General features: G+C 72.7%; 15 protein-coding genes and 1 pseudogene. 12 read left to right on the top strand and 4 right to left on the bottom strand.

Features of this window, described 5'->3' with window-relative positions; translation table 11 throughout:
• The first annotated feature begins 43 nt into the window (after positions 1–43).
• The 6 genes from AB0M11_RS19175 to AB0M11_RS19150 all read left to right on the top strand — a co-directional run bounded on the left by AB0M11_RS19175 (position 44) and on the right by AB0M11_RS19150 (position 10852).
• On the top strand, positions 44–883 hold the full coding sequence (locus AB0M11_RS19175) for a carbohydrate ABC transporter permease (RefSeq protein ID WP_365706880.1): 840 nt from the start codon (positions 44–46) through the stop codon (positions 881–883).
• Positions 884–1049: 166 nt separating this feature from the next.
• Positions 1050–3311: a CDP-glycerol glycerophosphotransferase family protein gene (locus AB0M11_RS19170; RefSeq protein WP_365706878.1), complete on the top strand. Its 2262-nt coding sequence runs from the start codon at positions 1050–1052 to the stop codon at positions 3309–3311.
• A 124-nt stretch (positions 3312–3435) separates the two neighbouring features.
• Positions 3436–5628: a bifunctional glycosyltransferase family 2 protein/CDP-glycerol:glycerophosphate glycerophosphotransferase gene (locus AB0M11_RS19165; protein ID WP_365706876.1), complete on the top strand. Its 2193-nt coding sequence runs from the start codon at positions 3436–3438 to the stop codon at positions 5626–5628.
• A gap of 2 nt (positions 5629–5630) precedes the next feature.
• On the top strand, positions 5631–7943 hold the full coding sequence (locus tag AB0M11_RS19160) for a CDP-glycerol glycerophosphotransferase family protein (protein WP_365706874.1): 2313 nt from the start codon (positions 5631–5633) through the stop codon (positions 7941–7943).
• Positions 7940–9223: a hypothetical protein gene (locus AB0M11_RS19155; RefSeq protein WP_365706872.1), complete on the top strand. Its 1284-nt coding sequence runs from the start codon at positions 7940–7942 to the stop codon at positions 9221–9223. Before AB0M11_RS19160 ends, AB0M11_RS19155 begins: the two co-directional genes overlap by 4 nt.
• Before the next feature lie 72 nt (positions 9224–9295).
• Positions 9296–10852 (top strand): hypothetical protein, encoded by a 1557-nt coding sequence (locus AB0M11_RS19150; RefSeq protein WP_365706870.1) that lies wholly within the window; start codon positions 9296–9298, stop codon positions 10850–10852.
• Here AB0M11_RS19150 and AB0M11_RS19145 read toward each other — a convergent pair.
• Positions 10842–11258 (bottom strand): organic hydroperoxide resistance protein, encoded by a 417-nt coding sequence (locus tag AB0M11_RS19145; RefSeq protein WP_365706868.1) that lies wholly within the window; start codon positions 11256–11258, stop codon positions 10842–10844. The two genes, AB0M11_RS19150 and AB0M11_RS19145, sit on opposite strands and share 11 nt — an antisense overlap.
• A 152-nt stretch (positions 11259–11410) precedes the next feature.
• On the opposite strand from AB0M11_RS19145, the gene AB0M11_RS19140 reads away from it, so the two are divergent.
• Positions 11411–11899: a MarR family transcriptional regulator gene (locus AB0M11_RS19140; protein WP_365706866.1), complete on the top strand. Its 489-nt coding sequence runs from the start codon at positions 11411–11413 to the stop codon at positions 11897–11899.
• 74 nt (positions 11900–11973) lie between these two features.
• Here AB0M11_RS19140 and AB0M11_RS19135 read toward each other — a convergent pair whose 3' ends face one another.
• A complete protein-coding gene (locus AB0M11_RS19135; protein WP_365706864.1) occupies positions 11974–13482 on the bottom strand; it encodes a glycosyltransferase family 39 protein in 1509 nt (502 codons plus the stop codon).
• A gap of 421 nt (positions 13483–13903) precedes the next feature.
• Here AB0M11_RS19135 and AB0M11_RS19130 point away from each other — a divergent pair, with 421 nt between their 5' ends.
• From AB0M11_RS19130 to AB0M11_RS19120, 3 genes and pseudogenes are all read left to right on the top strand, one after another.
• Entirely contained in the window at positions 13904–15121 is a 1218-nt protein-coding gene (locus AB0M11_RS19130; RefSeq protein WP_365706862.1) for a glycosyltransferase family 87 protein, read from the top strand.
• Positions 15122–15160: 39 nt separating this feature from the next.
• Positions 15161–16141, top strand: a complete 981-nt coding sequence (gene galE, locus AB0M11_RS19125) for a UDP-glucose 4-epimerase GalE (protein WP_365706860.1) — start codon at positions 15161–15163, stop codon at positions 16139–16141.
• 17 nt (positions 16142–16158) lie between these two features.
• Positions 16159–16278, top strand: a pseudogene (locus tag AB0M11_RS19120) (ADP-ribosylglycohydrolase family protein); the annotation flags it as partial.
• A gap of 269 nt (positions 16279–16547) precedes the next feature.
• Here AB0M11_RS19120 and AB0M11_RS19115 read toward each other — a convergent pair.
• On the bottom strand, positions 16548–17174 hold the full coding sequence (locus AB0M11_RS19115) for a TetR/AcrR family transcriptional regulator (RefSeq protein WP_365706859.1): 627 nt from the start codon (positions 17172–17174) through the stop codon (positions 16548–16550).
• Between the two features lie 366 nt (positions 17175–17540).
• Between AB0M11_RS19115 and AB0M11_RS19110 the strand changes: the two genes are divergently transcribed.
• Positions 17541–18455 carry an ABC transporter permease gene (locus AB0M11_RS19110; protein ID WP_365706857.1) on the top strand — a complete coding sequence of 305 codons (915 nt, stop codon included), beginning with the start codon at positions 17541–17543 and terminating at the stop codon, positions 18453–18455.
• A 40-nt stretch (positions 18456–18495) separates the two neighbouring features.
• Entirely contained in the window at positions 18496–19368 is an 873-nt protein-coding gene (locus tag AB0M11_RS19105) for an ABC transporter ATP-binding protein (RefSeq protein WP_365706957.1), read from the top strand.
• 68 nt (positions 19369–19436) lie between these two features.
• Here the strand turns inward: AB0M11_RS19105 and AB0M11_RS19100 are convergent, their stop codons facing one another.
• The gene (locus AB0M11_RS19100) at positions 19437–24374 is read right to left on the bottom strand and encodes an NAD-glutamate dehydrogenase (protein WP_365706855.1); all 4938 of its coding nucleotides are present in this window, start codon (positions 24372–24374) and stop codon (positions 19437–19439) included.
• Positions 24375–24653 lie beyond the last annotated feature (279 nt).

The following is a 24653-nucleotide window of genomic DNA, read 5'->3' as shown; positions in this document are numbered from 1 at the left end:
GATGGCGCAGTGACGTGCGTCGACTCAGGCGGGAGGAGCGGCGATGAGCTGGCTGCTGGAGAAGATCAACGGCGGTCTGGTGCGGGTCTTCCTGATCGTCGTCGCCCTGTTCTGGCTGGTGCCGACGATCGGGCTGCTCGCGTCCTCCCTGAGGTCTCCGGAGGACATGAGCGCGAGCGGCTGGTGGCACGTGTTCGGCAAGCCGTCCCAGCTCACCTTCGAGAGCTACCAGAAGCTCCTGGAGAACAGCGACATCACCCACTCCCTCTGGAACACGGTGCTGATCACCGTCCCCGCGACGGTCCTCGTCGTGGTCATCGGGGCGCTGGCCGGTTACGCGTTCGCGTGGATGGAGTTCCCGGGCCGGGACTGGTGGTTCCTGATCGTGGTCAGCCTCCTGGTCGTGCCCGTCCAGGTCGCGCTGATCCCGATCGCCGAACTCTTCGGCAAGGTAGGCCTGTTCGGGACGATCTTCGGGGTGATCCTGTTCCACGTCGGCTTCGGCCTGCCGTTCGCGGTGTTCCTGCTGCGGAACTTCTTCGCGGAGATCCCGCGGGAGCTGCTGGAGGCGGCCCGCCTCGACGGGGCCGGAGAACTGCGGCTGTTCACCCGGGTGGTGATGCCGCTCGGCGGGCCGGCGATCGCGAGCCTCGGCATCTTCCAGTTCCTGTGGGTGTGGAACGACATGCTGGTCGCGCTGGTGTTCACCAAGTCGGGCACCCAGCCGATCACGGTCGCGCTGCAGACCCAGGTACGCCAGTTCGGCAACAACGTCGACGTCCTCGCGCCCGGCGCCTTCATCTCCATGGTGATCCCGCTGGCCGTGTTCTTCGCGTTCCAGCGGCAGTTCGTGTCGGGGGTGATGGCGGGCGCGGTCAAGTGACCGCGCCAGGGCTCCGCGACGTGTCACCGAAGGGGGCGGGCCGGCCGTCGGCTCGCCCCCGACCGCTCACGGAACGTAACCCACATGACGTAGGGGACCGTAACCGAATCACTCCATTGGCCGTTCCCGGGCAGAACGCCCGCGCCGACCGACCCATGGATGTCCCGTGCCCAGGTTCAGTGTCATCGTCCCCGCGTACCAGGTCCAGGCGTATCTGCCCGCGTGCCTGGAGTCGGTGCTGTCGCAGTCGTACCCCGATCTGGAACTGATCGCCGTCGACGACTGCTCACCGGACGCCAGCGGCGCGATCATCGACGAGTACGCGGCCGGGGACGCGCGCGTGCGGGCCCTGCACCTGCCGGAGAACCAGGGCCTGGGCGGCGCCCGCAACGCGGGGGCGGCGCGGGCGCGCGGCGACTACCTGCTCTTCCTGGACGGCGACGACACGCTGACGCCGGACGCGCTGCGGGCCATCGCCGACCGGATCAAGGAGACCGGCGATCCGGACGTGCTCGTGTACGACCACGTGCGGACGTTCTGCACGGGCCCGGCGGAGCGCGACAGGTTCGCGTCGCAGCTGACCGAGGAGGGCCCGGCGCCCTTCCGGCTCGACGACCGGCCCGGCCTGCTCCGCGTGCTCATGGTGGCCTGGAACAAGGCGTACCGGCGGGAGTTCGTCGAGCGACACGGCTTCACCTTCCCGCCCGGCTACTACGAGGACACGCCCTGGACGTATCCGGTCCTGATGACCGCCGAGTCGATCGCGACGCTCGACCGGGTCTGCGTGGAGTACCGGCAGCGGCGGCAGGGCAGCATCCTCTCGACCACCAGCCGGGGGCACTTCGACGTCTTCGACCAGTACGACCGGGTCTTCGCGTTCCTCGACCGGCGGCCCGAACTGGCCTGCTGGCGCCCGGTGCTGTTCCGCCGCATGGTCGACCACTTCACCACGGTGTTCACCAGGCGGGACCGGCTCCCGAAGGGCAGCCGCGCCGAGTTCCTGCGCACCGCCCGCGCGCACTACCGCCGCTACCGGTCCGCGGGCACCCCGGTGCCGTGGCGCACCCGGCTGCGGCACGGTCTCGTCCGCTACGGCCTGCACCGCACCTACCGCGCCCTCCAGTTGGCGATGTCCGGCCGCCGCCGTGCCCTGAAGGCCTGCGTCAAGTCGGCCCGCGGTCTGCGCTCGGCCCTGCTCCTGCTGCACTACCGCGTCCAGTTGCGGCTGCCGCTGCGCGCCGACCGGGCGGTCTTCGCCGCCTACTGGAACCGCGGCCACAGCTGCAACCCGGGCGCGCTGGAGAAGGCGTTCCGCACCCACGCCCCGCACATCCGCACCGCGTGGATCGCCCGCCCGGAACATCACCACACGATCCCGCCGGGCCCGCGCCGGCTGCGGCCGGGCACCTTCGCCTACTGGACGGCGCTGGCCCGCTCCAAGTACCTGGTCAACAACGTCAACTTCGACCGGCGGCTGCGCAAGCGCCCCGGCCAGGTGTTCGTGCAGACCCAGCACGGCACCCCCCTCAAGCACATGGGCCTCGACCTCCAGGAACACCCGGCGGCGGCCGCCGGCATGGACTTCGAGGAACTGCTGCGGGGTGTCGACAAGTGGGACTACGTGCTCTCCGCCAACCGGCACACCACCCTGACCTGGGAGCGCGTCTACCCCGGCCGGTACCGGACGCTCGAATACGGCTATCCGCGCAACGACGTGTTCCAGCAGGCCACCTCGGCCGACGTGACCCGGATCCGGGAGTCGCTCGGCGTCCCGGAGGGCACGGTCGCCCTGCTGTACGCGCCCACCCACCGCGACTACCGGCGCACCCAGCGCCCCGCACTGGACCTGGAGCGGATCGTGCGCCGGCTGGGCCCGCGCTTCGTGATCCTGGCCCGCGCGCACTACTGGCACGGCGGCTCCCTGGGGTCCGGGGACCGGGTGATCGACGTCAGCGGCCACCCCAGCGTGGAGTCCCTCTGCCTGGCCGCCGACGCCCTGGTCACCGACTACTCCTCCGTCATGTTCGACTACGCCAACCTGGACCGGCCGATCGTCGTGCACACCGAGGACTGGGACGCTTACCACGCGGCCCGCGGCACCTACTTCGACCTGCGCTCCAGCCCGCCCGGCGAGGTCGCCCGCACCGAGGACGAGCTGATCGACATCTTCGACACCGGCCACTGGCGCGGCTCCCGCTCCGCCCAGCTGCGCGCCGCGTTCCGCGAGCGGTTCTGCCGGTACGACGACGGACGCGCCGCCGAGCGGGTGGTCCGCCATGTGGTGCTCGGCGAGCCGGACGGGCTGCCGGAGTTCGTCCCGCCGGCGGAGCGGCATCCGGTGCCGGCGGCGGCCGCGGAGCTCACCGACGCCTCACTGGCCACCGTTCCGCAACCTTCCGGTCATCTGCCCGTCACCGAGAGCCGCTGAACGCCGTTTGCCTCGCAGGGAGTCCTCTCATGTCCCCCCACACCTCGCGGCCCACCCCGTCCCGGCCGTCCACCTGGCGGCCGACGGGACGGCCGGGCCGCATGCACACCTGAGAAAGAGCAGCATGCCCCGCTTCAGCATCATCGTCCCGTCCCACGGGGTCGCCGGCCGGCTCTCGCAGGCGCTGGACTCGGTCCTCGCCCAGTCCTTCGGCGACCTGGAGCTGATCCCGGTCTGCGACGCGCCGGACGCCCCGGCCGCCTCGGTCGCCGCCGCCTACGCCGAGCGGGACTCCCGGGTGACCCCGGTGCACTCCCCGCCGTCGGCCGGGCTGAGCGGAGCCCGGAACACCGGGATCCGGGCGGCGCACGGCACGTATCTGCTGTTCCTCGACGGCGACGACGTGCTGGTCCCGGGCGCGCTGGCGCTGCTCGACGCGCGGCTCGCCGAGACCGGTGAGGTGGACGTCCTGTACGCCGAGCACGAACGCGCCCCCTGGTGGGAGGGCGAGCCGACCAACCCCGTGGCGCCCCTGCTGGCGGGTGCCCCGAACGGCGCGTTCGCCCCGGACCGGGCGCCGAGGCTGACGGGCGTGGCGCTGCCGGCCTGGAGCGCGGTCTACCGCCGTGCCTTCCTGGCCGAGCGGCGGCTGGCCTTTCCCGACGGGCACTTCACCGACGTCGGCTGGGGCGGCCTGACCACCGTCGCCGCCGAGCGGATCGCGGTGCTGCGCTCCGTCGTCGTACGGCACCGGCTGCGCCGACAGGGCAGCCGGCTGAATCTGCCGGGGCCGCATCAGCACGAACTCCTCGACCAGGTGGAGCTGGTGCTGGAGCGGGCCGCGGGGCTGCCCGGCCGGCGGGCGCGGGCGCTGTTCGAGCAGGTCTTCGCGGTGGTGCTGAAGACGGCCGCGCGGCCGGAGCGGATGCCGTCCAGGCACCGGGCGTTCTTCCGGCGGGCGGCCCGGCTGCACCGCGCGCACCGGCCCGCCGGGTTCCGGATGCCGGGCGGCAGTGTGGGTGTCCAGCACCGGCTCCTCGCGGCGGGCGCGTACACGGCGTTCCGCGTGCTGCGCGGCGCCAACCGGGTGACGGCGCGGGCGGCGGAGCGGCTGCCCCGCCCGCACCTGCCGCTCACCCGGCTGCGGTACGCGCTCGACCTGCGCCGCCCGCTGGACCCGAACCTCGCCGTGTACTGCGCCTACTGGGGGCGCGGATACGTCTGCAACCCGGCCGCGATCCACGCCGTGGCCCGCGAACTCGCCCCGCACATCCGCTCGGTGTTCCTGGTCGAGGCCGGCCAGGAACACACCGTGCCGCCGGACGTCGAGTACGCGGTGATCGGCAGCCGCCGCTCCTGGGAGGTGCTGGCCCGCGCCAAGTACCTGGTGAACAACGCCAACTTCGCCGAGGGGGTGGTCAAGAGGCCGGGCAGCGTGCACATCCAGACGCAGCACGGCACCCCGCTGAAGAAGATGGGCGTCGACCAGTCGACGTACCCGGTGGTCGCCGCCCGGACCGGCAGCTTCACCAAGCTGCTCGGCCGCGTCGACCGCTGGGACTTCAACCTCTCCTCCAACCGCCACTCCACCCAGACGTGGGAGCGCGCCTTCCCCGGTTCCTACCAGACCCTGGAGTACGGCTATCCGCGCAACGACGTCTACTACACGGCGACCGCCCACGACGTGGTCCGGGCCCGCCGCCGGCTGGGCGTCCCGGACGGCAGGACGGCCGTGCTGTACGCCCCCACCCACCGCGACCACCACACCGGGTTCGAGCCCGGCCTCGACCTGGAGGCGTTCTGCGAGGCGGCCGGCGAGGACGTCGTCGTGCTGCTGCGCGCGCACTACTTCTACGACCGGGGCCGTCCGGCGGGCAGCGGCCGGATCATCGACGTCACCGCCCACCGCTCGGCCGAGGAGGTGTGCCTGGCCGCCGACGCGCTGATCACCGACTACTCCTCCATCGTGTTCGACTACGCCAACCTGGACCGGCCGATCGTCGTCTACGCCGACGACTGGGAGGTCTACCGGCAGACCCGGGGCGTCTACTTCGACCTGATGGCCGAGCCGCCGGGGCCGGTCGCCCGCACCCCGGAGGAGCTGGCCCGGATCTTCCGCGACGGCTCCTACCGGGGCCCGGAGTCCAGGCGGCTGCGGGCCGAGTTCCGGGCCCGGTTCTGCCAGTTCGACGACGGCCTGGCCGCCGAGCGGGTCGTACGGCGGGTGTTCCTCGGCCGCCCGGCCGAGGACATCCCGACGGTGATCCCGCTCGCCGAACGCCTGCCCGCCCCGGCCGCGACCCTCGTCAGGAGCTGACCGTGCCCCGACTCAGTGTGATCGTGCCCTGCTTCAAGGTGCAGGGCTTCCTCCGCGAGTGTCTCGACTCGGTCCTGGAGCAGTCCTGCCACGACATCGAGGTGATCGCCGTCGACGACCGCTCGCCGGACGGCTGCGGCGCCATCCTCGACGAGTACGCGGCCCGCGACCCGCGCGTGAAGGTCCTGCACCTGCCGGAGAACGTCGGCCTCGGCCGGGCCCGCAACGCCGGGCTCCCCCACGCCACCGGCGACTACCTCCTCTTCCTCGACAGCGACGACACCCTCACCCCGGGCGCGCTGCACGCGATCACCGACCGGCTGGCGGAGACCGGCGACCCGGACGTGCTGGTCTTCGACTACGCGCGCACCTACTGGTGGGGCGGGACGCGGCGCAACGCCCTCGCCGAGGTGCTCGGGGCCAGGTCTGACGTGTTCACCGCGGCACAACACCCGGCGATCCTGGACCTGTTGATGGTGGTCTGGAACAAGGTGCAGCGCCGTGACTTCGTCGAGGAGAACGGCTTCCGGTTCCCGCCGGGCTACTACGAGGACACCCCCTGGACCTTCCCGGTCATGCTCAGCGCGGCCCGGATCGCCACCCTCGACCGGATCTGCGTCAACTACCGGCAGCGGCGGCAGGGCAACATCCTCTCCACCACCAGCCGCAAGCACTTCGACGTCCACGAGCAGTACAAGCGGGTCTTCGCCTTCCTCGACGGCCGCCCGGAGCTGGCCGGCTGGCGGCCCTGGCTGCACCGGAAGATGGGCGAGCACTGCCTGGACATCCTCGCCAAGCCGGACCGGCTGCCGCCGGCCGCGAAGGGCGAGTTCTTCCGGCGCACGGCGGAGCTGTACCGCGCGTTCCGGCCCGAGGGCACCGACCGGAGCGACCTCGGCACCCCCGGCGCCCCCGGTGCGCCCGGTGCGCTCGGCACCCCCGGCGCCCCTGGTGCGCCCAGTGCGCCCGATGCGCCCAGTGCGTCCCGTGACCTCGGCGGCTCCGGCGATCTCCGTGTGCTCGACGGCTCCTACGCGGCGTACCGGCTGCGGCGGCAGGCCGGGCGGGTCGGCCGGGCGGGCGGGCGGCAGGCGGTGCGGGTGCGGCGGGCGGCGGAGGTCCGGGCCCGGCGGGCGCTGACCGGGCTGCGCGGCCTGCGCCCGCTGGACGAGGACCTGGTGCTGTACTCGGCGGCCTCGCACCAGGGGCTGCGCGGCGACCCGGCGGCGGTGTACCGGGCGGCCCGGGAGGTCGCGCCCCGGTTGCGCGGCGTCTGGGTGGTGCGGGACGCGGAGGTGGCGGCGCGGCTCCCGGCCGATGTCGAGCACGTGCTGCTGGACTCCCCGGAGTACCTGCGGCTGGCGGCCCGCGCGAAGTTCTTCGTCAACGACGTCAACTGGCCCGGCACTCTGGAGAAACGGCCCGGCAGCGTGCACGTCCACACCCACCGGGGCACCCCGCTCAAGTACGTGGGCGCCGACCTGCTGGGCAAGCCCGGTGCCCGGCTCGGCTTCGACGTGCCGCAGATGCTGCGGCGGGCCGACCGCTGGGACCACAGCCTGGTCGCCAACCGCCACTCGGAGCTGGTGTGGGAGCGGGCCTACCCCTGCCACTTCGCGTCGGCCCGCACGGGCAGCCCGCGCAACGACGTCCTGGTCCGTCGCGGTCCGACGGACTTCCGGGTCCGGCACGGCATTCCGGCCGGCCACACGGTGGTGCTCTACGCACCGACCCGCCGCGACTACGTCCGGGGCGGTCACGTCGACCGGATCGACCTGGCCCGGTTCGCCGCCGACCTCGGCCCGGGGCACACGCTGGTGGTCCGCCTGCATCCGGCCCTCGCGACGGGCCCGGCGCGCGGGATGGGCCTGGCCGAGCTGCACCGGCGCGGCGTGCTGGTCGACGCGACCGGCGAACCGCACACCGAGGAGGTCATGCTCGCCTCGGACGCCCTGGTCACCGACTACTCCTCCGTGATGTTCGACTACGCCAACCTGGACCGGCCGATCGTCGTGCACGCCGACGACTGGGCCGCGTACACCGCGAGCCGGGGCGCCTATCTCGACATCACCGCCGAGGCACCCGGCCATGTCTCGCACTCCTACCGGGAGTTGGCGTGGCTGTTCGCCTCGGGCGGCTGGCGGGACGAGGAGTCGGCGCGGCTGCGGGCCGACTTCCGGTCCCGGTTCTGCGAGTTCGACGACGGCAGGGCCGCCGAACGGGTCGTACGGACGCTGCTGCTGGGCGAGCCGATGCCGGAGGCGGCCCGGGTGCCCGGTCCGGCCGGGTCGCGTGACCTGCCGGTGACGAGGTGAGGGCGCGCACCTGGGTGCTGGTGCTGGCCGCCGCCTTCGCGGTGCTGCAGCTCGCGAACGTCACCGGCCGGGACTCCCCCGACTCCAAGAACTACGTGTCGTACGCGCTGGCCCTGGGCGGGGCGGGCAAGCGGGAGGCGGCGGCCGAGACCGTGGACTGGGTGTGCGCCGGCGAGGCGTCGGCGGCGGAGCGCGCGCGGCGCGTGGACGTGCTGCGGTTCCACGCGCCGAGTCCCGCGGGGCGGGTGTACGCCGACTGCCGGGCCGGTGAACTGCGGCGGGTGGAGCGGAGGCTGCGGGCCGGGGGCGCGCAGACGGACGGGCACATCGTGCCGTTCGTGGGTCCCCGGCTGCGGCGGATCTTCGAGGTGCGGCCGGGCTATCCGGTGTACCTGCTGCCCTTCGTCACGCTGTTCGGGGTGACGTGGGGGGTGTGGCTGGCGAGTGTGCTGGTCGCGGCCGCGGGCGGGGTGCTGGTCTTCCTGGTGCTGCGGACGGTGTCGGTGGCGGTGCCGCTCGCGCTGACCGGGCAGGCTCTGTACTACGTCCTGCCGGTCGGCACGACCGCGATGCGGCCGATGGCGGAGGGCCTGATGCTGGCCCTGACCCTGACGGCGGTGTGGGGCTGCGCGCTGGCCCTGACCGGGCGGGCGCGGACGGCTCGGGCGACCGCCCTGGTGGCGGGTGCGCTGGTGGCGCTGTTCGCCGTGAAGCACGCGCAGGCGCTCTTCCTCGGTGGGTGCCTGGCCGGGGCCGCGGTGCTGGTCGCGCTGGGGCGGCGCCGGCACGGGCGGGGTGCCGGGCGCGCGGTGGCCGCGCTCGCGGCGACGGGATGCGGGGCGGTGGCCGGCACCCTGCTCCTCGCCCGGCTGCTGCGCTACCCGTCCGAGGCGGAGAGCGTGCAGGACCTGCTGACCGGCCACTACGCCCATCCGGACCGGGCCCACCCGTGGCGGGAGTTCCTCCATCTGGAGTTCGACTTCTGGGTGGAGTGGCTGCGCCGGCAGCTGTCGACGCCGCTGTTCCCGGCCGCGCTGGCCGCCGGGGCCTGGGGAGCGCGGCGGCGGCCCGCGTTCGGCGCCTTCCTGCTGGCGGCCGCAGGCACCGGCGTCCTCACCCAGGCCGGGCACCCCGACATCACCATCGGCGGCGACCGGCTGATCGTGCTGGCCTGGCTGCTGCCGGTGGTGGGCGTGCCGCTGCTCCTGGAACCGCTGGCGCCCCGGCCGGTCCCGGTTCCCGCGCAGAAGTCACCCAGGGCCCTCGGCATCACTCGATGAGGTGATGGGCGGCAGCGTCGTCGGAGCGCACGGGAACACTGGACAAATGGTCCGTCCTGTCCGTCTCCGCCGGTGAGCACCGGCATCCTGCTCCGGCGCGCCCCGCGTGGCTCCACCGCCCTGCGCGGCGGCCGGGTCCGCAGACTCACCCCGTACCAGGTCTTCGGCCTGCTGTTCTGGCTGCTCATGACCCTGGCGTACTGGCGGGTCCCGCCGTGCTGCGAGGCCGGACTGCACGCCGCGGCGGTGGCCCGGCTGCGGGCGGGCCTGCCGGACCCGGGCGTGTCCCCGTACGTGGCGGCGCAGGGTGCGCTGGCGCGGCTGACCGGGCTCAGCGGATGGCAGCTGCTGCGGGTGTGCGGCCCGCTGAACCTCCTGGTGCTGCTGACGGGCCTCGGCCGGCTGGTCCGCGTCCTCACCCCGCGCCCGTGGGCACCGGTGCTGGCGCTGGCCTTCCTGTCCGTGCTGTGGGGCACCCGGCCGGCCTGGGGCGGGGGCTCGCTGGCGCTGCTGCCGCTGACCGGCAGCCTCGGCTACCCGTCGGCGTTCGCCCTCGGCCTCACCTTCTGGGCCTGGGCGCTGACCGGCAGCCGCGCCCTGGATCTGCGCCGGGTGCGCTACGTCGGCCCGAGCGGCCTGCGCAGCCTGTCCGGCTACGCGGCGCTCGGACTGCTGTACGGGGCGGTGGCTCTGGTCGACCCGGGGACCGGGGCGGGCGCGGCGGCCGGGGCGGTGGCGTTCGTGGCGGGGTGGCAGCGGGGGTGGCGGGGGGCGGTGTGGGTGCGGTGGGCGCTGCTGTGCGCGGTGGCGGCGGCCGCGCTCGCCTTCGGGACCCACCCACGCGTGCTGTCGCCGTACGGTTCTCACGCCGTGTACGGCTCGTACGGCTCGTACACGTCGTACGACGGGTCGGCCGGGTTGGCCGGGTTGGCCGGTCAGTGCTGGCTGGCCCTGCTGGGACTCCCGGCGCTGTGGCTGCGGGGGCGCCGGGCGGCCGGGCGGGGCGGGACGGCCGGGCGAGGCTCCGTGGCCGCGCGGGCCGGGGCGGCCGCCCGGGGCGCGTCGGGGCACGTGGGCTGGCGGGATCCGCTCGTGCTGCTGTTCGCTCTGGAGTGCCTGCTGCTGGCCTACGGGCTGCCGCCCGCGGTGCTCGGGCTCGTCCTGCTGGCGCCGCAGTGCGCGCTCGCCGTCGAGCTGGCGGCGCAGCGACCCTGGTCCGGTCGGCGGCGGGCACTCGGCTGGGCCGCGGCCGGCGGGGTCTGCCTGGGCTTTCTGGCCGCGCAGGCCGGGGCGGTCGTCCCCCGCTCGGTGGACCCGGTGGGCTTCGTCCAGCCGCCGCGCTGGCCGTCGTACGACTGGGCGGCCCGGCACATCAAACCCGGGGAGCCGGTGCGCACGGACGCCTACTACGCCGTCCGCCTGCTCCCCGGCTACGGCATCGAGCTGGCCGACGGCCACGACCACCGGCCCGGGGTGCGCTGGCTGCTGCTGACGCGGCGGGAGCGGCTGCCCGCGGAGGCGGTGGTCGTGGACTGGAGCCGGCGGACCGGGGAGGTGCTCGCGCGGCTCACCCGGACGGGGGACACGCCCCCGGCGCGGGCGGCGGCCGGAGCGCCGGTTACTCGATGACGAGCTCGACCGGGATGTTGCCCTTGGTGGCCTTGGAGTAGGGGCAGTACGCGTGGGCCTGGTGGACCAGCTTCTCACCGGTCTCGTTGGCGAGCGCCTCGGGCAGCTCGACGCGCAGGGTGACCTTGAGCGCGAAGCCGCCGTCGGACTCGTCCTTGCCGATGCCGACCTCGGCGGTCACGGAGATCTCGCCGGTGTCGACCTTGGCCTGGCGGCCGATGGCGCCGAGGGCGCTGGCGAAACAGGCGGCGTAACCGGCGGCGAAGAGCTGCTCGGGGTTGGTGCCCTGGCCGTTGCCGCCCAGCGCGGCCGGGAACGCCAGCGTGAGGTCCAGCTGCCCGTCCGAGCTGACAGCCCGTCCTTCCCGGCCGGTGGCGGTGGCGGCTGCGGTGTAGAGCGCGTCCATGGAAGACCATCCCTCTCGAAGTGCGCGATGCGTCGGTGTGCGAAGCGTCGGTGTGCCGGCGGCTCCGGTTCCGGCCGCCCTCACGAACACAAGTAGAGCACACAATTCAATTGCGCACAACCGAATGGCGCGCAAGGCGGTACCATGGACCCATGACCGCAGCGACCCCGCCCCCCAGCCCCGCCGCCGAGGCGGAGTGGCTCCACCTGGACCGCCAGATCTGCTTCTCCCTGCACGCCGCGTCCCGCGCCTTCAACGGCGTCTACCGCGTGATCCTCAAGGACCTCGGGCTCACCTACCCGCAGTACCTGGTGATGCTGGTGCTCTGGGAACAGGGCGACCTGCCCGTCAAGAAGCTCGGCGAACACCTGCGCCTGGACTCCGGCACCCTGTCACCGCTGCTCAAGCGCCTGGAGGCGGCGGGCCTGGTGCGCCGCGAGCGCAGCGTCCGGGACGAGCGCTCGGTGGAGGTCCGCCTGACGGAGGAGGGGTCCGCGCTGCGGGAACGCGCACAGGAGGTGCCGCGGCGGATCGTGACGGCGACGGGCTTCGACGTGGACGAGATCCGGGACCTGAAGGCGCGTCTGGACCAGCTGACGGGGACCCTGGACGCGGCGGCCCTGGCGGAGGGCTCGTGCTGAGGCGCCGCCGCCCCCTCGCTCTCAGCGGCGGGCGGCCGTAGTCGGCGTACGGCCGCCGTGGGCCTGACGAGCCCTCACCGACCGTGCAGCCCGGACTCCTCCGCACCCATCCGCAGCGGGCGCACGTACAGCCTCAGCGCGACCCGGTCGATCACCATCTCCTCCCGCAGCACGAACTGCTGGTTCAGCACGGCGAACTTGGCCCGCTCCGTCGGAAGCCGCGGCCGGTAGCCGCTCACCAGCGCGTACTTCTCCATCACGGCCCACACCTCGTCGGCCCCCGCCAACCGCCGCCGCAGCGTCGCCTCCCCGACCTCGCGCCCGTACAACGTCCCCGATTCCGGACCGGGTTCGGCCAGCGCGACGTCCCTCGTGGCCTTGAAGTCGGCGGGATAGGCGAGTTCGGCCCCGCGCGCGTGAGCCGGCAGGAACAGCACGGGGTCGCCGGGCCGCAGCGTCCGGGCGACGGCCGCCGCGACCGCCCCCAGGTCGTCGGGGCGGGTGCCCGCCACCCGGTCCGCCCGCAGCAGCGGAATCTGGTGGGCGACGGAGAGCAGGACCGCCAGGACCCCGGCCAGGGTGAGCAGCGGTGCCCGGGGCGTGGTGGCCGCGGCGCGCGACCAGAGGCGGCCGAGCAGCCCGGCGACCCGGTCCGCGCCCAGCGCCACCAGCAGCGGCGCCCCGGCCAGCGCGTACAGCACGTACCGGTCGACGTACAGCGGGGTGAGCTGCGAGGCCAGCATCAGGGCCACCGGCGGCAGCACCGCGAGCGGCAGCGCGACCGCCGCGAGGCTCACCTCACCGCGCCGGCCCGCCCACCGGGTCAGGCCGAGCAGCCCCAGCGCCAGGCACGTCCAGTACACCCCGCCGGTCGGTCCGAGGTACTGGCGCAGCAACTCCTGCGCGGTCTCCACGTCCGGCTCCCGCAGCCAGGCCACCTGGGCCGACTGCCCGCGGGAGACCACGACCATCGGCAGCAGCGACAGCGCCACGCCCCCGGCCGCGCAGCACCACCCCCGCCACACCCTTCCCGACGCACGGGCCAGCGCCAGGGTTCCCGCGTGCGCGAGCAGCAGCAGGACGGCGAACTCGTGCAGCCAGCAGGTGACGGCGAGGACGGTGCCGTACCACCACCAGGCCCGTCGGCCCTCCTCCCGCACCGCCCGGACGAAAAGCAGCGTCGCCCCGGTGGCGCCCGCGGCGACCAGGGCGTACGAACGGCCCTCCTGCGCGTAGTGGCCGACCAGCGGGTTGACCGCGTACAGCAGCCCGGCCCACAGGCCGACCCGCGGCCGGGCCAGGCGGGCGCCGAGGGCGCCGACCAGGCCGGCGGTGACGGCGGCCGCGCACACCGAGGGCAGCCGCAGGACGACCTCGCCGGGGTGGCCGGGGTCGGCGCCGAGGACGACGTGCATCAGCAGGTAGTACAGGCCGTGCACCGCGTCCACGTCGTGCAGCAGCCGCCAGATCTGCGGCACCGTGCGCCGGGCGACCTGGTAGGTGACGGCTTCGTCGCGCCACATGCCACCGCGGCGCAGCCCCCAGAAGCCGACCGCGAGCATCGCCGCGGCCGGGACGGCCACGGCGAGGACCCGGGCGGCCCCGGGCCACCGGAGCGGCCCGCCCGGCGGACGCGGGCCACTCCGTGGAGCCGGCCGACGGCCCAGCGCTGTGCGCGTCGTTCGCGTCTTTCGCGTCTTTCGCGTCTTTCGCGGTGGACGCGGTGGGTGCGACGGGTGTCGCGGATGTGCTTTTTCGAGAGGCCCGATACTCACCACGGCCCGATCTTTTGCGATTAGCCAACCTTTGCCGGGTAATGACGGCGTATCGGCATGGATACACCATCCGCGCGGCTTACGCTCGCGGTCGATGAACCGCCACCCGTACGCCCCGCTCCCAGCCGCCCCGTTCGCCTCGCCTGTTCGACTCCCTCGACTCCCCCGGCTCCCCCGGTTCCCTCATCTCCTCTGTCTCGCCGTCGCGTGGGCGGCCACGCGCGCGGCGATGCTGTGGCTCCTCGCCCACAACAACGAGCGGGCCCTGGGGCACGGAGCGGTCGCGCGGGAGGTGTGGCGGCTGTACTTCCACTGGTACGGCGTGCTGTCGCACGGCGCGTTCCCGGCGCACGACACGTTGTGGCAGTACCCGCCGGGCGCCGGCGCGGTGCTGCTGGCGCCGGGGCTGGTGCCCGGACCGAGCTACTTCCAGGCGTTCGTGGCGCTCACCCTGGCCGCCGACGCGCTGATCACGGCGGCGCTCGCCCGCGCGGGCACGCGCCCCGGCCGCACCCTGCTCGGCGCGGCCTTCTGGACCGGCGGTCTGCCCCTGCTGCTGCACCTCCCCCTCGCCCGCTACGACGTGGAGGTCACCGCCTTCGCGGTGCTCTCCCTGTTGGCGCTGGAGCGCTCCACGCGCGCGTGCGGTGCGCTCGCGGCGCTGGGCGGGCTGGTGAAGGTGTGGCCGGCGCTGGTGCTGCTCGGCCTGGAGCGCGGGCGTGCGACCCGTACGGCCTGGCTGTCCGCGGCCCTGACCGGGTCCGTGGCCCTCGCCGCCCTCGTGGTGTCGTTCCGCAACCCGCTGGCCTTCCTCCGCCAGCAGGGCGGCCGGGGTGTGCAGGTCGAGTCGCTCGGCGGGACCGCGCTCAGCCTCGCGCGGCACGCAGGCTGGCGGGGCACGACCCACTACCAGTACGGCGCCATCGAACTGGTCGGCCCGTACGTGCGCGCGGTGGCGACCGTCTCCCTCGGGCTCACGGCGGCCGCCTTCGCGCTGCTGCTGCTGTGGCGGGTACGGGCCAGGCACTGGAGTCCGGCCACCCCGTACGACGCGGCCCTGAGCGCCGTGCTCCTCTTCACCGTCACCAGCCGGGTGATCAGCCCGCAGTACATGGTCTGGCTGCTCGGCCTGGCCGCCGTCTGCCTGACCTCACGGCACACCACCCAGCGTCCGGTCGCCGCGCTGGTCGCGGTGGCGACCGGGCTCAGCGCCGTCGCCTATCCCGCGTTCTACGCCGACGTCGTCCAGGGCACCTGGACCGGCTGTCTGCTGATGCTCGCCCGCAACGGCCTGCTGACCGGCGCCGCCGTGCTCTCCCTGACCCGGCTGTGGCGCGCCACCCGCCACCGCGGGAACGCGGAACTTGTCCACAGGATGCCGACCAGCCAGGTCAGCGGTCCACGGAGGGCGGCCGCACCTGCTTCACTGAGGGGTGACCGCGGCTGACGAACACCACGGGCCAACTGACGGAGGGGACGGCCACACATGACCTGGCTGATCACCGGCGGCGCCGGTTACATCGGGGCGCACGTCGTACGGGCGATGACGGAGGCGGGCGAGCGGACGGTGGTGTACGACGACCTGTCCACCGGCATCACCGAACGCCTTCCCGAGGACGTGCCGCTGGTGACGGGCTCCACGCTCGACGGCGAGAAGGTCGCGCGCGTGCTGGCCGAGCACGAGGTGACCGGGGTGGTGCACCTGGCGGCGAAGAAGCAGGTCGGCGAGTCGGTGGACCGCCCGCTGCACTACTACCACGAGAACGTCGAAGGCCTGCGGGTGCTGCTGGGGGCCGTGACGGAGGCCCGGGTCCCGTCCTTCGTGTTCTCCTCCTCCGCCGCCGTCTACGGCATGCCGGACGTCGAGCTGGTGACGGAGGAGACGCCGTGCGTGCCGATGTCGCCGTACGGCGAGACGAAGCTCGCGGGCGAGTGGCTGGTCCGCGCGACGGGCCGGGCCACCGGTCTGGCCACGGCCTCGCTGCGCTACTTCAACGTGGCGGGCGCGGCCCGCCCCGACCTCGCCGACGTGGGCGTGTACAACCTCGTCCCGATGGTCTTCGAGAAGCTCACGGAGCACGCGCCGCCGCGCATCTTCGGCGACGACTACGCGACGCCGGACGGCACCTGCGTCCGCGACTACATCCACGTGGTGGACCTGGCCGACGCCCATGTGGCCGCCGCCCGCGCCCTCCAGGCCGAGCCGGGCCGCGAGCTGACCCTGAACATCGGACGCGGTGAGGGCGTCTCGGTCCGCGAGATGATCGACCGCATCAATGCGGTCACCGGCTACGACCTCCCCCCGGTGGTCGCCCCGCGCCGCCCCGGCGACCCGGCCCGCGTGGTCGCCTCCGCCGAGCGCATCACCACCGAGCTCGACTGGAAGGCCAAGCACGACGTCCAGGACATGATCACCTCGGCCTGGGAGGGCTGGGTCCGGCTCCACCCCGAGGCGGTCCGCGGCTGACCCCGTACCCTGCGGGCATGCCCCACCCGTCCCCCCTCGACCGCGCCCTGGGCGCCATCACCGGCTCCGCCGTCGGCGACGCCCTCGGCGCCCCCTTCGAGTCCGGCCCGGAGGGTGCCTTCTCGGCACGGTTCCCGAGGGGGGCAAGGGGTGGGAAATGCCCGCGACCGGCCGCTCCCGCAGGGTGACGTCCTGCTGAGCCACGTCGGCCGGCACCGTCGCGGTGAGCGGGCCGGTGGCGGTGCGCGGTGGGCGCGCGGTATGCGGTGCGCGGTGGGCGCGCGGTATGTGGTGCGTGGTGTGCGATGCGCGGTGCCAGGTTCGTCGTCCGCTGCGTGAGCGGGGATGCCTGCGCCCTCCAGGACGAGACGGCCGGCCGCGCCTGCCGCATCGCCGGCGGAGTGGTTCAGAGGGCCTTGAGTGCCTCCGTGGTGCCGCGGGCCAGCGCCGTCAGATAGCCCTTGGGCAGCTTCGGGGTGCGGATCACCACCGAGCGCCAGTAGAGGGGGCCGGAGATGAGGTCCATGGCCAGGTCGTCGTCGAGGCCCTCGGCGAGTTCGCCGCGCCGCTGCGCCGCCTCGATGATCTTGCTGGCGACGCCCTCCTGGCCCTCGCGCAGCGTCTTCTGCATGGCCTCGGCGATGTCGGGGTTGCGGGCCGCCTCGGCCTGGAGGTCCGGGATGATCTGGGAGGCGACCGGGTGGCGCAGCGCGCGGGAGGTGACCTCGTAGAGCAGCCGCAGGTCGCCCTCCAGCGAGCCGGTGTTGGGCACCGGCAGGCCCATCACGGCAAGGGCGGAGACGACGTCGAGGACCAGGTGCAGCTTGGAGCGCCAGCGGCGGTAGACGGCGGTCTTGCCGACGCCCGCCCGGCGCGCGATGCCCTCGATGGACATCCGGGCATAGCCGACCGCCGCGAGCTCCTCGAAGACGGCGGCCCGGATGGCCTCGGTCACGTCCTCGCGGAGGACGGCCGCGCCGGCGGGGGCTCGTCGGCGCGGACGCGTCTGGGACTCCTCGGCGTTCGTCGTCATGGTCCCAGCATAGGGGCGTAACGACGAAACGGTCGCGTTCCGACGACACGACGGCATGGAGCCGCCACCCGTCGCCGCACCGCGGGTGCGCTGCACACGCCCCTGCTCACCTCCGCACCGAACACGTGTGCGCGCCTTACGGCAACGAATCGGTCGCGCCCTGACCTCGAACGTGTCACGGCGCACATCCCTCGTGACGACGAAACGGTTGCGTTCCGACGCTGACTCGGCCTACGCTCCCGTTGCGACGATACGGCCCCGTCCCGACGTAAGAAAACGTGAAGAGAAACGTAAGGAAACGCCGGATGACGGGGCCAGGCGCCCAGCCGGACGCCGCACCCCACCCCCCGAGTGAAAGCAGCGGATGTGACCCAGGTTCTCCACACACCGCCCCCGGCCCCGGTCACGGCCGAGGACGACCTCGCGGCTCTCGCCGCCCGGTACGGACTCTCGGTCAGCGGCGCCCGTCCCTCCCTGCCCCAGTACATCCGCCAGCTGTGGGCGCGGCGGCACTTCATCACCGCGTTCGCCACCGCCAAGCTCACCGCCCAGTACGCCCAGGCGAAGCTCGGGCAGATCTGGCAGGTCATGACGCCCCTGCTGAACGCGGCGGTGTACTACTTCATCTTCGGTGTCCTGCTCGGAACCAAGCGGCACGTGCCGGACTACATCCCGTTCCTGGTCACCGGCGTGTTCATCTGGACGTTCACGCAGAGCTCGATCATGGCGGGCACCCGGGCGATCTCCGGCAACCTCGGCCTGGTGCGGGCCCTGCACTTCCCTCGGGCCGCGCTGCCGATCTCGTTCGCGCTCCAGCAGCTCCAGCAGCTGCTGTTCTCGATGGCCGCCCTCGTCGTCATCCTGCTCTGCTTCGGCGTCCCCATCGCCTTCTCCTGGGTACTGGCCGTCCCGGCGCTGCTGCTGCAGTTCGTCTTCAACACCGGTGTCGCGATGATCATGGCCCGGATGGGCGCGAAGACCCCGGACATCGCCCAGCTGATGCCGTTCATCCTGCGTACCTGGATGTACGTGTCCGGCGTGATGTGGAGCATCGACAAGCTGACCAAGGGCGACCATCTGCCCCACTGGGTGACGATCGCGCTGGAGACCAACCCGGCCGCCGTCTACATCGACCTCATGCGTTACGCGCTGATCGACAGTTTCCACTCCAGCCAGCTGCCCCCGCACGTGTGGGCGGCGGCGACCGGCTGGGCCCTGCTCGCGGGCGTCGGCGGCTTCATCTACTTCTGGAAGGCTGAGGAGACGTACGGCCGTGGCTGAGAACGTGAGCGACACCCCCACCATGAGGGACACCCCCGGCATGACCGACGGCTCCGGCACGATCGACGAGCCCGTGCGCGAGCCCCGCGTCGTGAGCGACATCCCCACCGTCATCTGCGACAGCGTCGACATCGTCTACCGGGTCAACGGCACCGGCGCGGGACGCGGCTCCGCCACCGCCGCCCTCAACCGCATGCTGCGCCGCAAGCAGGCCGAGAAGGCGGCCGGCGTCCGCAAGGTGCACGCGGTCAAGAACGTCTCCTTCGTCGCCTACAAGGGCGAGGCGATCGGCCTGATCGGCACCAACGGCTCCGGCAAGTCGACCCTGCTCAAGGCCGTCGCGGGGCTCCTCCCCGTGGAGAACGGCGCCATCTACACCGACGGCCAGCCCTCCCTCCTCGGCGTCAACGCGGCCCTGATGGGCGACCTGACCGGCGAGAAGAACGTCTACCTCGGCGGCCTCGCCATGGGCATGTCCCGCGAGGAGATCAAGGAGCGCTACCAGGACATCGTCGACTTCTCCGGCATCAACGAGAAGGGCGACTTCATCACGCTCCCGATGCGCACCTACTCCTCCGGCATGGGCGCCCGGCTCCGCTTCTCCATCGCCGCCGCCAAGGACCACGACGTCCTCCTCATCGACGAGGCCCTGGCCACCGGTGACGCGTCCTTCCGGATGCGGTCCGAGGAGCGCATCCGCGAGCTGCGCCAGCACGCGGGCACCGTCTTCCTGGTCAGCCACAACAACAAGTCCATCCGCGACACCTGCGAGCGGGTGCTGTGGCTGGAGCGCGGGGTGCTGCGCATGGACGGGCCGACCGAGGAGGTCCTCGCGGAGTACGAGGCCTTCACCGGCGACAAGTCCGATAAGACGAAGGCGAAGCCCAAGCCGAAGGCCGCCCAGCCCTCCTGAGGCATGAGCCGCCCGCGTGGGCAGGAAAGCGCCCCGGACCGTCACCGGCCCGGGGCGCTTTCACGTGACTACGAGTGCGTGCGCAGCAGCGTCCGCATCGTGCGCATGGCCACCGAGAGGTTGGCCAGATCGAACGAGTCCGAGCTGCGGATCTCCTCCAGGGTGGTCCGCGCCCGGCCCAGGATCGCGCTGTTCTTCTCCTCCCAGGCCTGGTAGCGCTGCTCGGGCGTCGCCGTGCCGTCGCCCGCGGCGAGCACGTCGGCGGTGAGCATCGCGTGGGCCGCGTACAGGTCCTCGCGGATGGAGGCGCGGGCCATCGACTGCCAGCGGTCGGCGCGCGGGAGCTCGATGATGCGGTCCATCAGCTGGGTGACGCCGAGGCGGTCGGCGAGGTCGTAGTAGACCTCGGCGACGTCCAGCGGCTCCCTGCCCATGCGGTCGGCCACCGAGACGATGTCCAGCGCCGGGAAGGCGGAGGAGAACCCGGCCACACGGGTGGCGACCTCGTCGGGCACCCCGGCGCCGGACAGCTCGTCGTACACGTGCTGGTACCACTCCAGGTCGGCGCCGCGCAGCAGCTTCGGCAGCTGCTGCCAGACGTGCTCGACCCGCTCGGAGAAGAAGTCGACGGTCTCCAGGAGCTGGAGCGGCTGCGGCCGGTTGTTGAGGAGCCAGCGGGTGCCGCGCTCCACCAGACGGCGGGAGTGCAGCCGGATCCGGGTCTGGACGGCCGCGTCGACCTTGTTGTCCAGTTCCTCGACCGCGTCCCACACCGGGGCCGAACGGAAGATCGCTCGGGCCGCGGTCTGCGCCCGCACGATCTCCTCCAGGGAGGCCCCGGTCTCCTCGCGCAGCCGGTGCAGATAGGTCGTGCCACCGGTGTTGACCGTGTCGTTGACCAGGACCGTGGTGGTGATCTCGCGGCGCAGCGGGTGCGTGGCGAGCGCGGCGGCGAACTGCTCGCGCAGGGCCGTCGGGAAGTAGGCGTGCAGCAGGCCGCTCAGGTACGGGTCGTCCGGCAGCGTGGTGGCCAGCAGCTCGTCGGCGACCGTGATCTTCGTGTACGCCAGCAGGACGGCCGTCTCCGGGCCGGTCAGGCCCTGGCCGGTGCCGATGCGCTCGCGGATCTGGCGGTCACTGGGCAGGAACTCCAGCGCCCGGTCGAGGTGGCCTTCCCTGACCAGGTGGCGCAGGAACCGCTGCTGGGCGTGGAGCATGTCCCCGGACTGGGCGAGCGCGTTGGCGATCGCCACGTTCTGCGCGTAGTTGTTGCGCAGCACCAGGGCGCCGACCTCGTCGGTCATCTCGGCGAGCAGCTTGTTGCGCTGCTTGACGGTCATGTCGCCGTCCGCGACCACGCCGTTGAGCAGGATCTTGATGTTCACCTCGTGGTCGGAGGTGTCCACGCCCGCGCTGTTGTCGATGGCGTCGGTGTTGATCTTGCCGCCCTGGCGTGCGAACTCGATCCGGCCGAGCTGGGTCAGACCCAGGTTGCCGCCCTCGCCGACGACCTTGACGCGCAGGTCGGCGCCGTCGACGCGGATGGCGTCGTTGGCCTTGTCGCCGACGTCCGCGTTGGACTCGGTCGACGCCTTGACGTAGGTGCCGATGCCGCCGTTCCAGAGCAGGTCGACCGGTGCCCCGAGGATCGCCTTCATCAGGTCGGCCGGGGTCAGCTTCGCGACCTTCTCCTCGATGCCGAGGGCCTCGCGGATGTGGCTGTTGACCGGGATGGCCTTGGCGCTGCGCGGGAAGATCCCGCCGCCCGCCGAGAGCAGGTCGGTGTCGTAGTCGCCCCAGCTGGAGCGGGGCAGCTCGAACAGGCGGCGGCGCTCGGCGTAGGAGGTGGCCGCGTCCGGGTTCGGGTCGATGAAGATGTGCCGGTGGTCGAAGGCGGCGACCAGGCGGATGTGCTCGCTGAGCAGCATGCCGTTGCCGAACACGTCACCGGACATGTCGCCGATGCCGACGACCGTGAAGTCCTCGGTCTGGGTGTCGACGCCCAGCTCCCGGAAGTGCCGCTTCACGGACTCCCAGGCGCCGCGGGCGGTGATCCCCATGCCCTTGTGGTCGTAGCCCGCGCTGCCGCCGGAGGCGAAGGCGTCGCCGAGCCAGAAGTCGTAGCTGGCGGCGACCTCGTTGGCGATGTCGGAGAACGTCGCCGTGCCCTTGTCGGCCGCGACCACCAGGTAGGTGTCGTCCTCGTCGTGCCGGACCACGTCCTGCGGGGGCACGACCTCGCCGGCCACCATGTTGTCGGTGATGTCGAGCAGCGCCGAGATGAACGTCCGGTAGCTGGCGATGCCCTCGGCGAGCCACGCGTCGCGGTCCACGCCCGGGTCGGGCAGCTGCTTGGCGACGAAACCGCCCTTGGCGCCCACCGGCACGATGACGGTGTTCTTCACCATCTGCGCCTTGACCAGGCCGAGGATCTCGGTGCGGAAGTCCTCGCGCCGGTCGGACCAGCGCAGTCCGCCGCGCGCGACCTTGCCGAAGCGCAGGTGCACACCCTCGACGCGCGGCGAGTACACCCAGATCTCGAACGCGGGCCGGGGCGCCGGGAGGTCCGGGATGGCCTGCGGGTCGAACTTCATGGAGACGTACGAGTGGGGGGTGCCCTGCGCCGTCCGCTGGAAGAAGTTGGTGCGCAGGGTGGCCTTGATGACGGTCAGGAAGGAGCGCAGGATGCGGTCCTCGTCCAGGCTCGCGACCTGGTCCAGCGCCGCGTCCAGCTCCTCCAGCAGGGCGTCGGTGATCTCCAGGCCGGCCTTCTGCCGGTCCGGCGACATCCGCGCCTCGAACAGCGAGACGAGCAGCCGGGTGGTGTGGACGTTGTTGCGGAGCGTCGTCTCCATGTAGTCCTGGCTGAACGTGGAACCGGCCTGCCGCAGGTACTTGGCGTACGCCCGCAGCACCATCGCCTGCCGCCAGCTCAGGCCGGCGCTCAGCACCAGCGCGTTGAAGCCGTCGTTCTCCGCCTGGCCGGTCCAGGTGGCCGCGAACGCGTCCTGGAACCGCTCGCGGCCGTCGTCCCCCAGGTAGTCGCCGCTAGCGCTGCCCTGCACCTTCGGCACCCGCAGGCCGAAGTCGTAGATCCACGCGGTCGTCCGGTCCGCGCAGCGCAGCTCGTACGGCCGTTCGTCGATCACCTCGACGCCGATCCGGCTGAGGACCGGCAGCACGGCCGACAGGGAGATGGCCGCGCCCTTGCGGTAGATCTTGAACCGGCGTTCGTCGGGTGCGGCGCCCACCGGCTCGTAGAGGCTGAGCGCGAAGTCGTCGCCCGCCTGCTCGGTGAGCCGCTCCAGGTGGACCAGGTCGGCGACCGCGGCGCGCGGGGTGTGGTCGGCCTTGTAGCCCTCGGGGAAGGAGTTGCCGTAGCGGCGCAGCAGTTCGGCCGCGTGCTCCTCGCCGCACTCGGCGTTGAGCGCCTCGGCGAAGGCGTCGGTCCAGGAACGGGCCGCCTCGACCAGGCGGGCCTCGATGCGGTCCTTGTCGGCGTCCGACAGCTCGGGCAGCTCGGTGCCCTGCGGGACGCGGACGACGAAGTGCAGCCGGGACAGGATCGACTCGGTGTTCCAGGCCGTGAAGTCGACGCTGATGCCGCCGAGCTCCTCCTTCAGGATGTCGATGATCCGCAGCCGGACGCCGGTGGTGTAGCGGTCACGCGGGAGGTAGACGAGGGCCGAGTAGTAGCGGCCGTACTCGTCCTGGCGCAGGTAGAGCCGCAGCCTGCGGCGCTCCTGGAGGTAGAGGACGGAGGTGACGATCGACTCCAGCTCCGGGACCGGGGTCTGGAACAGTTCGTCGCGCGGGTAGGTCTCCATGATCTGCAGCAGGTCACGGCCGTCGTGGCTGTGGGGCGAGAAGCCCGCCCGCTCCAGCACGCCGTCGACCTTGCGGCGGATGACCGGCACCCGGCGCACCGACTCGGTGTAGGCGGCGGACGAGAACAGGCCGAGGAAGCGCCGCTCCCCCACCACGTTGCCGTCCGCGTCGAACTTCTTGACGCCGATGTAGTCCAGGTACGACGGCCGGTGCACGGTCGCCCGGCTGTTCGCCTTGGTCAGCACGAGGAGCTTGTGCTCGCGGGCCTTGGCGCGCGCGTCGGCCGGGAGCCGCTCGAAGGACGGGCTGACCGGGTGGCCCTCGTCGGCCGAGTGGTGCGGGTCGGAGCGCAGGATGCCGAGGCCGGTGCCGGGCACGGCGCCGAGCGAGTCGTCCTCGCGCAACTGGTACTCGCGGAAGCCGAGGAAGGTGAAGTGGTCGGCGGCCAGCCAGCGCAGCAGCTCGCGGGCCTCCTCCACCTCGGGGCGCGGCAGGTCGGCGGGGACCGGCTCCTCGCCGAGGTTCTCGGCGACGCGGACGGCGCACTCCCGCATCTTCTCCCAGTCCTCGACGGCCTCCCGGACGTCGGAGAGCACCCGCAGCAGGTCGGCGGTGATCTGCTTGAGGTCGGAGCGGTCGGTCTCCCGGTCGATCTCGACGTGGATCCACGACTCGATGTGCGTGTCGTGCGGCAGCTCGCCGTCGGCGGGCGGGGTGGGCAGCACCTCGATCAGCTTGCCGGTGAGGTCCCGGCGGACGACGAACTGGGGGTGGATCACGACGTGGATCCCGCGCCCCTGCCGGGTCAGCTCATTGGTGACCGAGTCCACGAGGAAGGGCATGTCGTCGGTGACGACCTCCACCACGGTGTGGCTGCAGGTCCACCCGTTCTCCTCGACGGTCGGGGTGTGGACCCGGACGTTCGCGGTGCCCTGGGGGCGGGTCTCGGCGAGACGGTAGTGCGAGACGGCGGCGCCGAAGACGTCGACCGGGTCGCGGTCGGCGAGGTCCTCCGGTGCGGTGTGCAGGTAGTAGCGCTGGAGGAACGCGAAGACGGACTCCTGATCCGCCTCTCCCGTCGTCCCAGTCGGTAGGTGCCCCCCGGCCGGGCTGTTCTCAGCTACCCGGGCGGCCCGATCGAGCAGCTCGGCCTTGGCTTCGTCCAGCTTGGTCTGCATTGTCCTCTGGCTCCTGTCGCGCGCCATTGCGTGACGTAGAAGGAAGTACGGGCTCTTCCCCCTGCGGCTCGACGCCACGGCCGGGGTCTCCGGTCTGTTCCGACGCTATGCCGCGGGGTGAGACGAGCGGTGGGTATTGAGCCATATTTGAGCTGCTCCGCAGGTGTGATGCTGCTCTCGGCAGCGTCCCTGCCAGGGCCGCCTTCGGCGCCCTCCGCCCGGGAGAACCAGCGACCGCCGCCCGGTCACGGAGGTGTTCCGTGCTCACCGGGCGCAGGG

The organism is Streptomyces sp. NPDC051987 (assembly GCF_040680735.1).
Classification (GTDB): domain Bacteria; phylum Actinomycetota; class Actinomycetes; order Streptomycetales; family Streptomycetaceae; genus Streptomyces.
The sequence above is the reverse complement of the archived record's forward strand: the minus strand, read 5'-3'. Positions and strand labels throughout refer to the sequence as shown.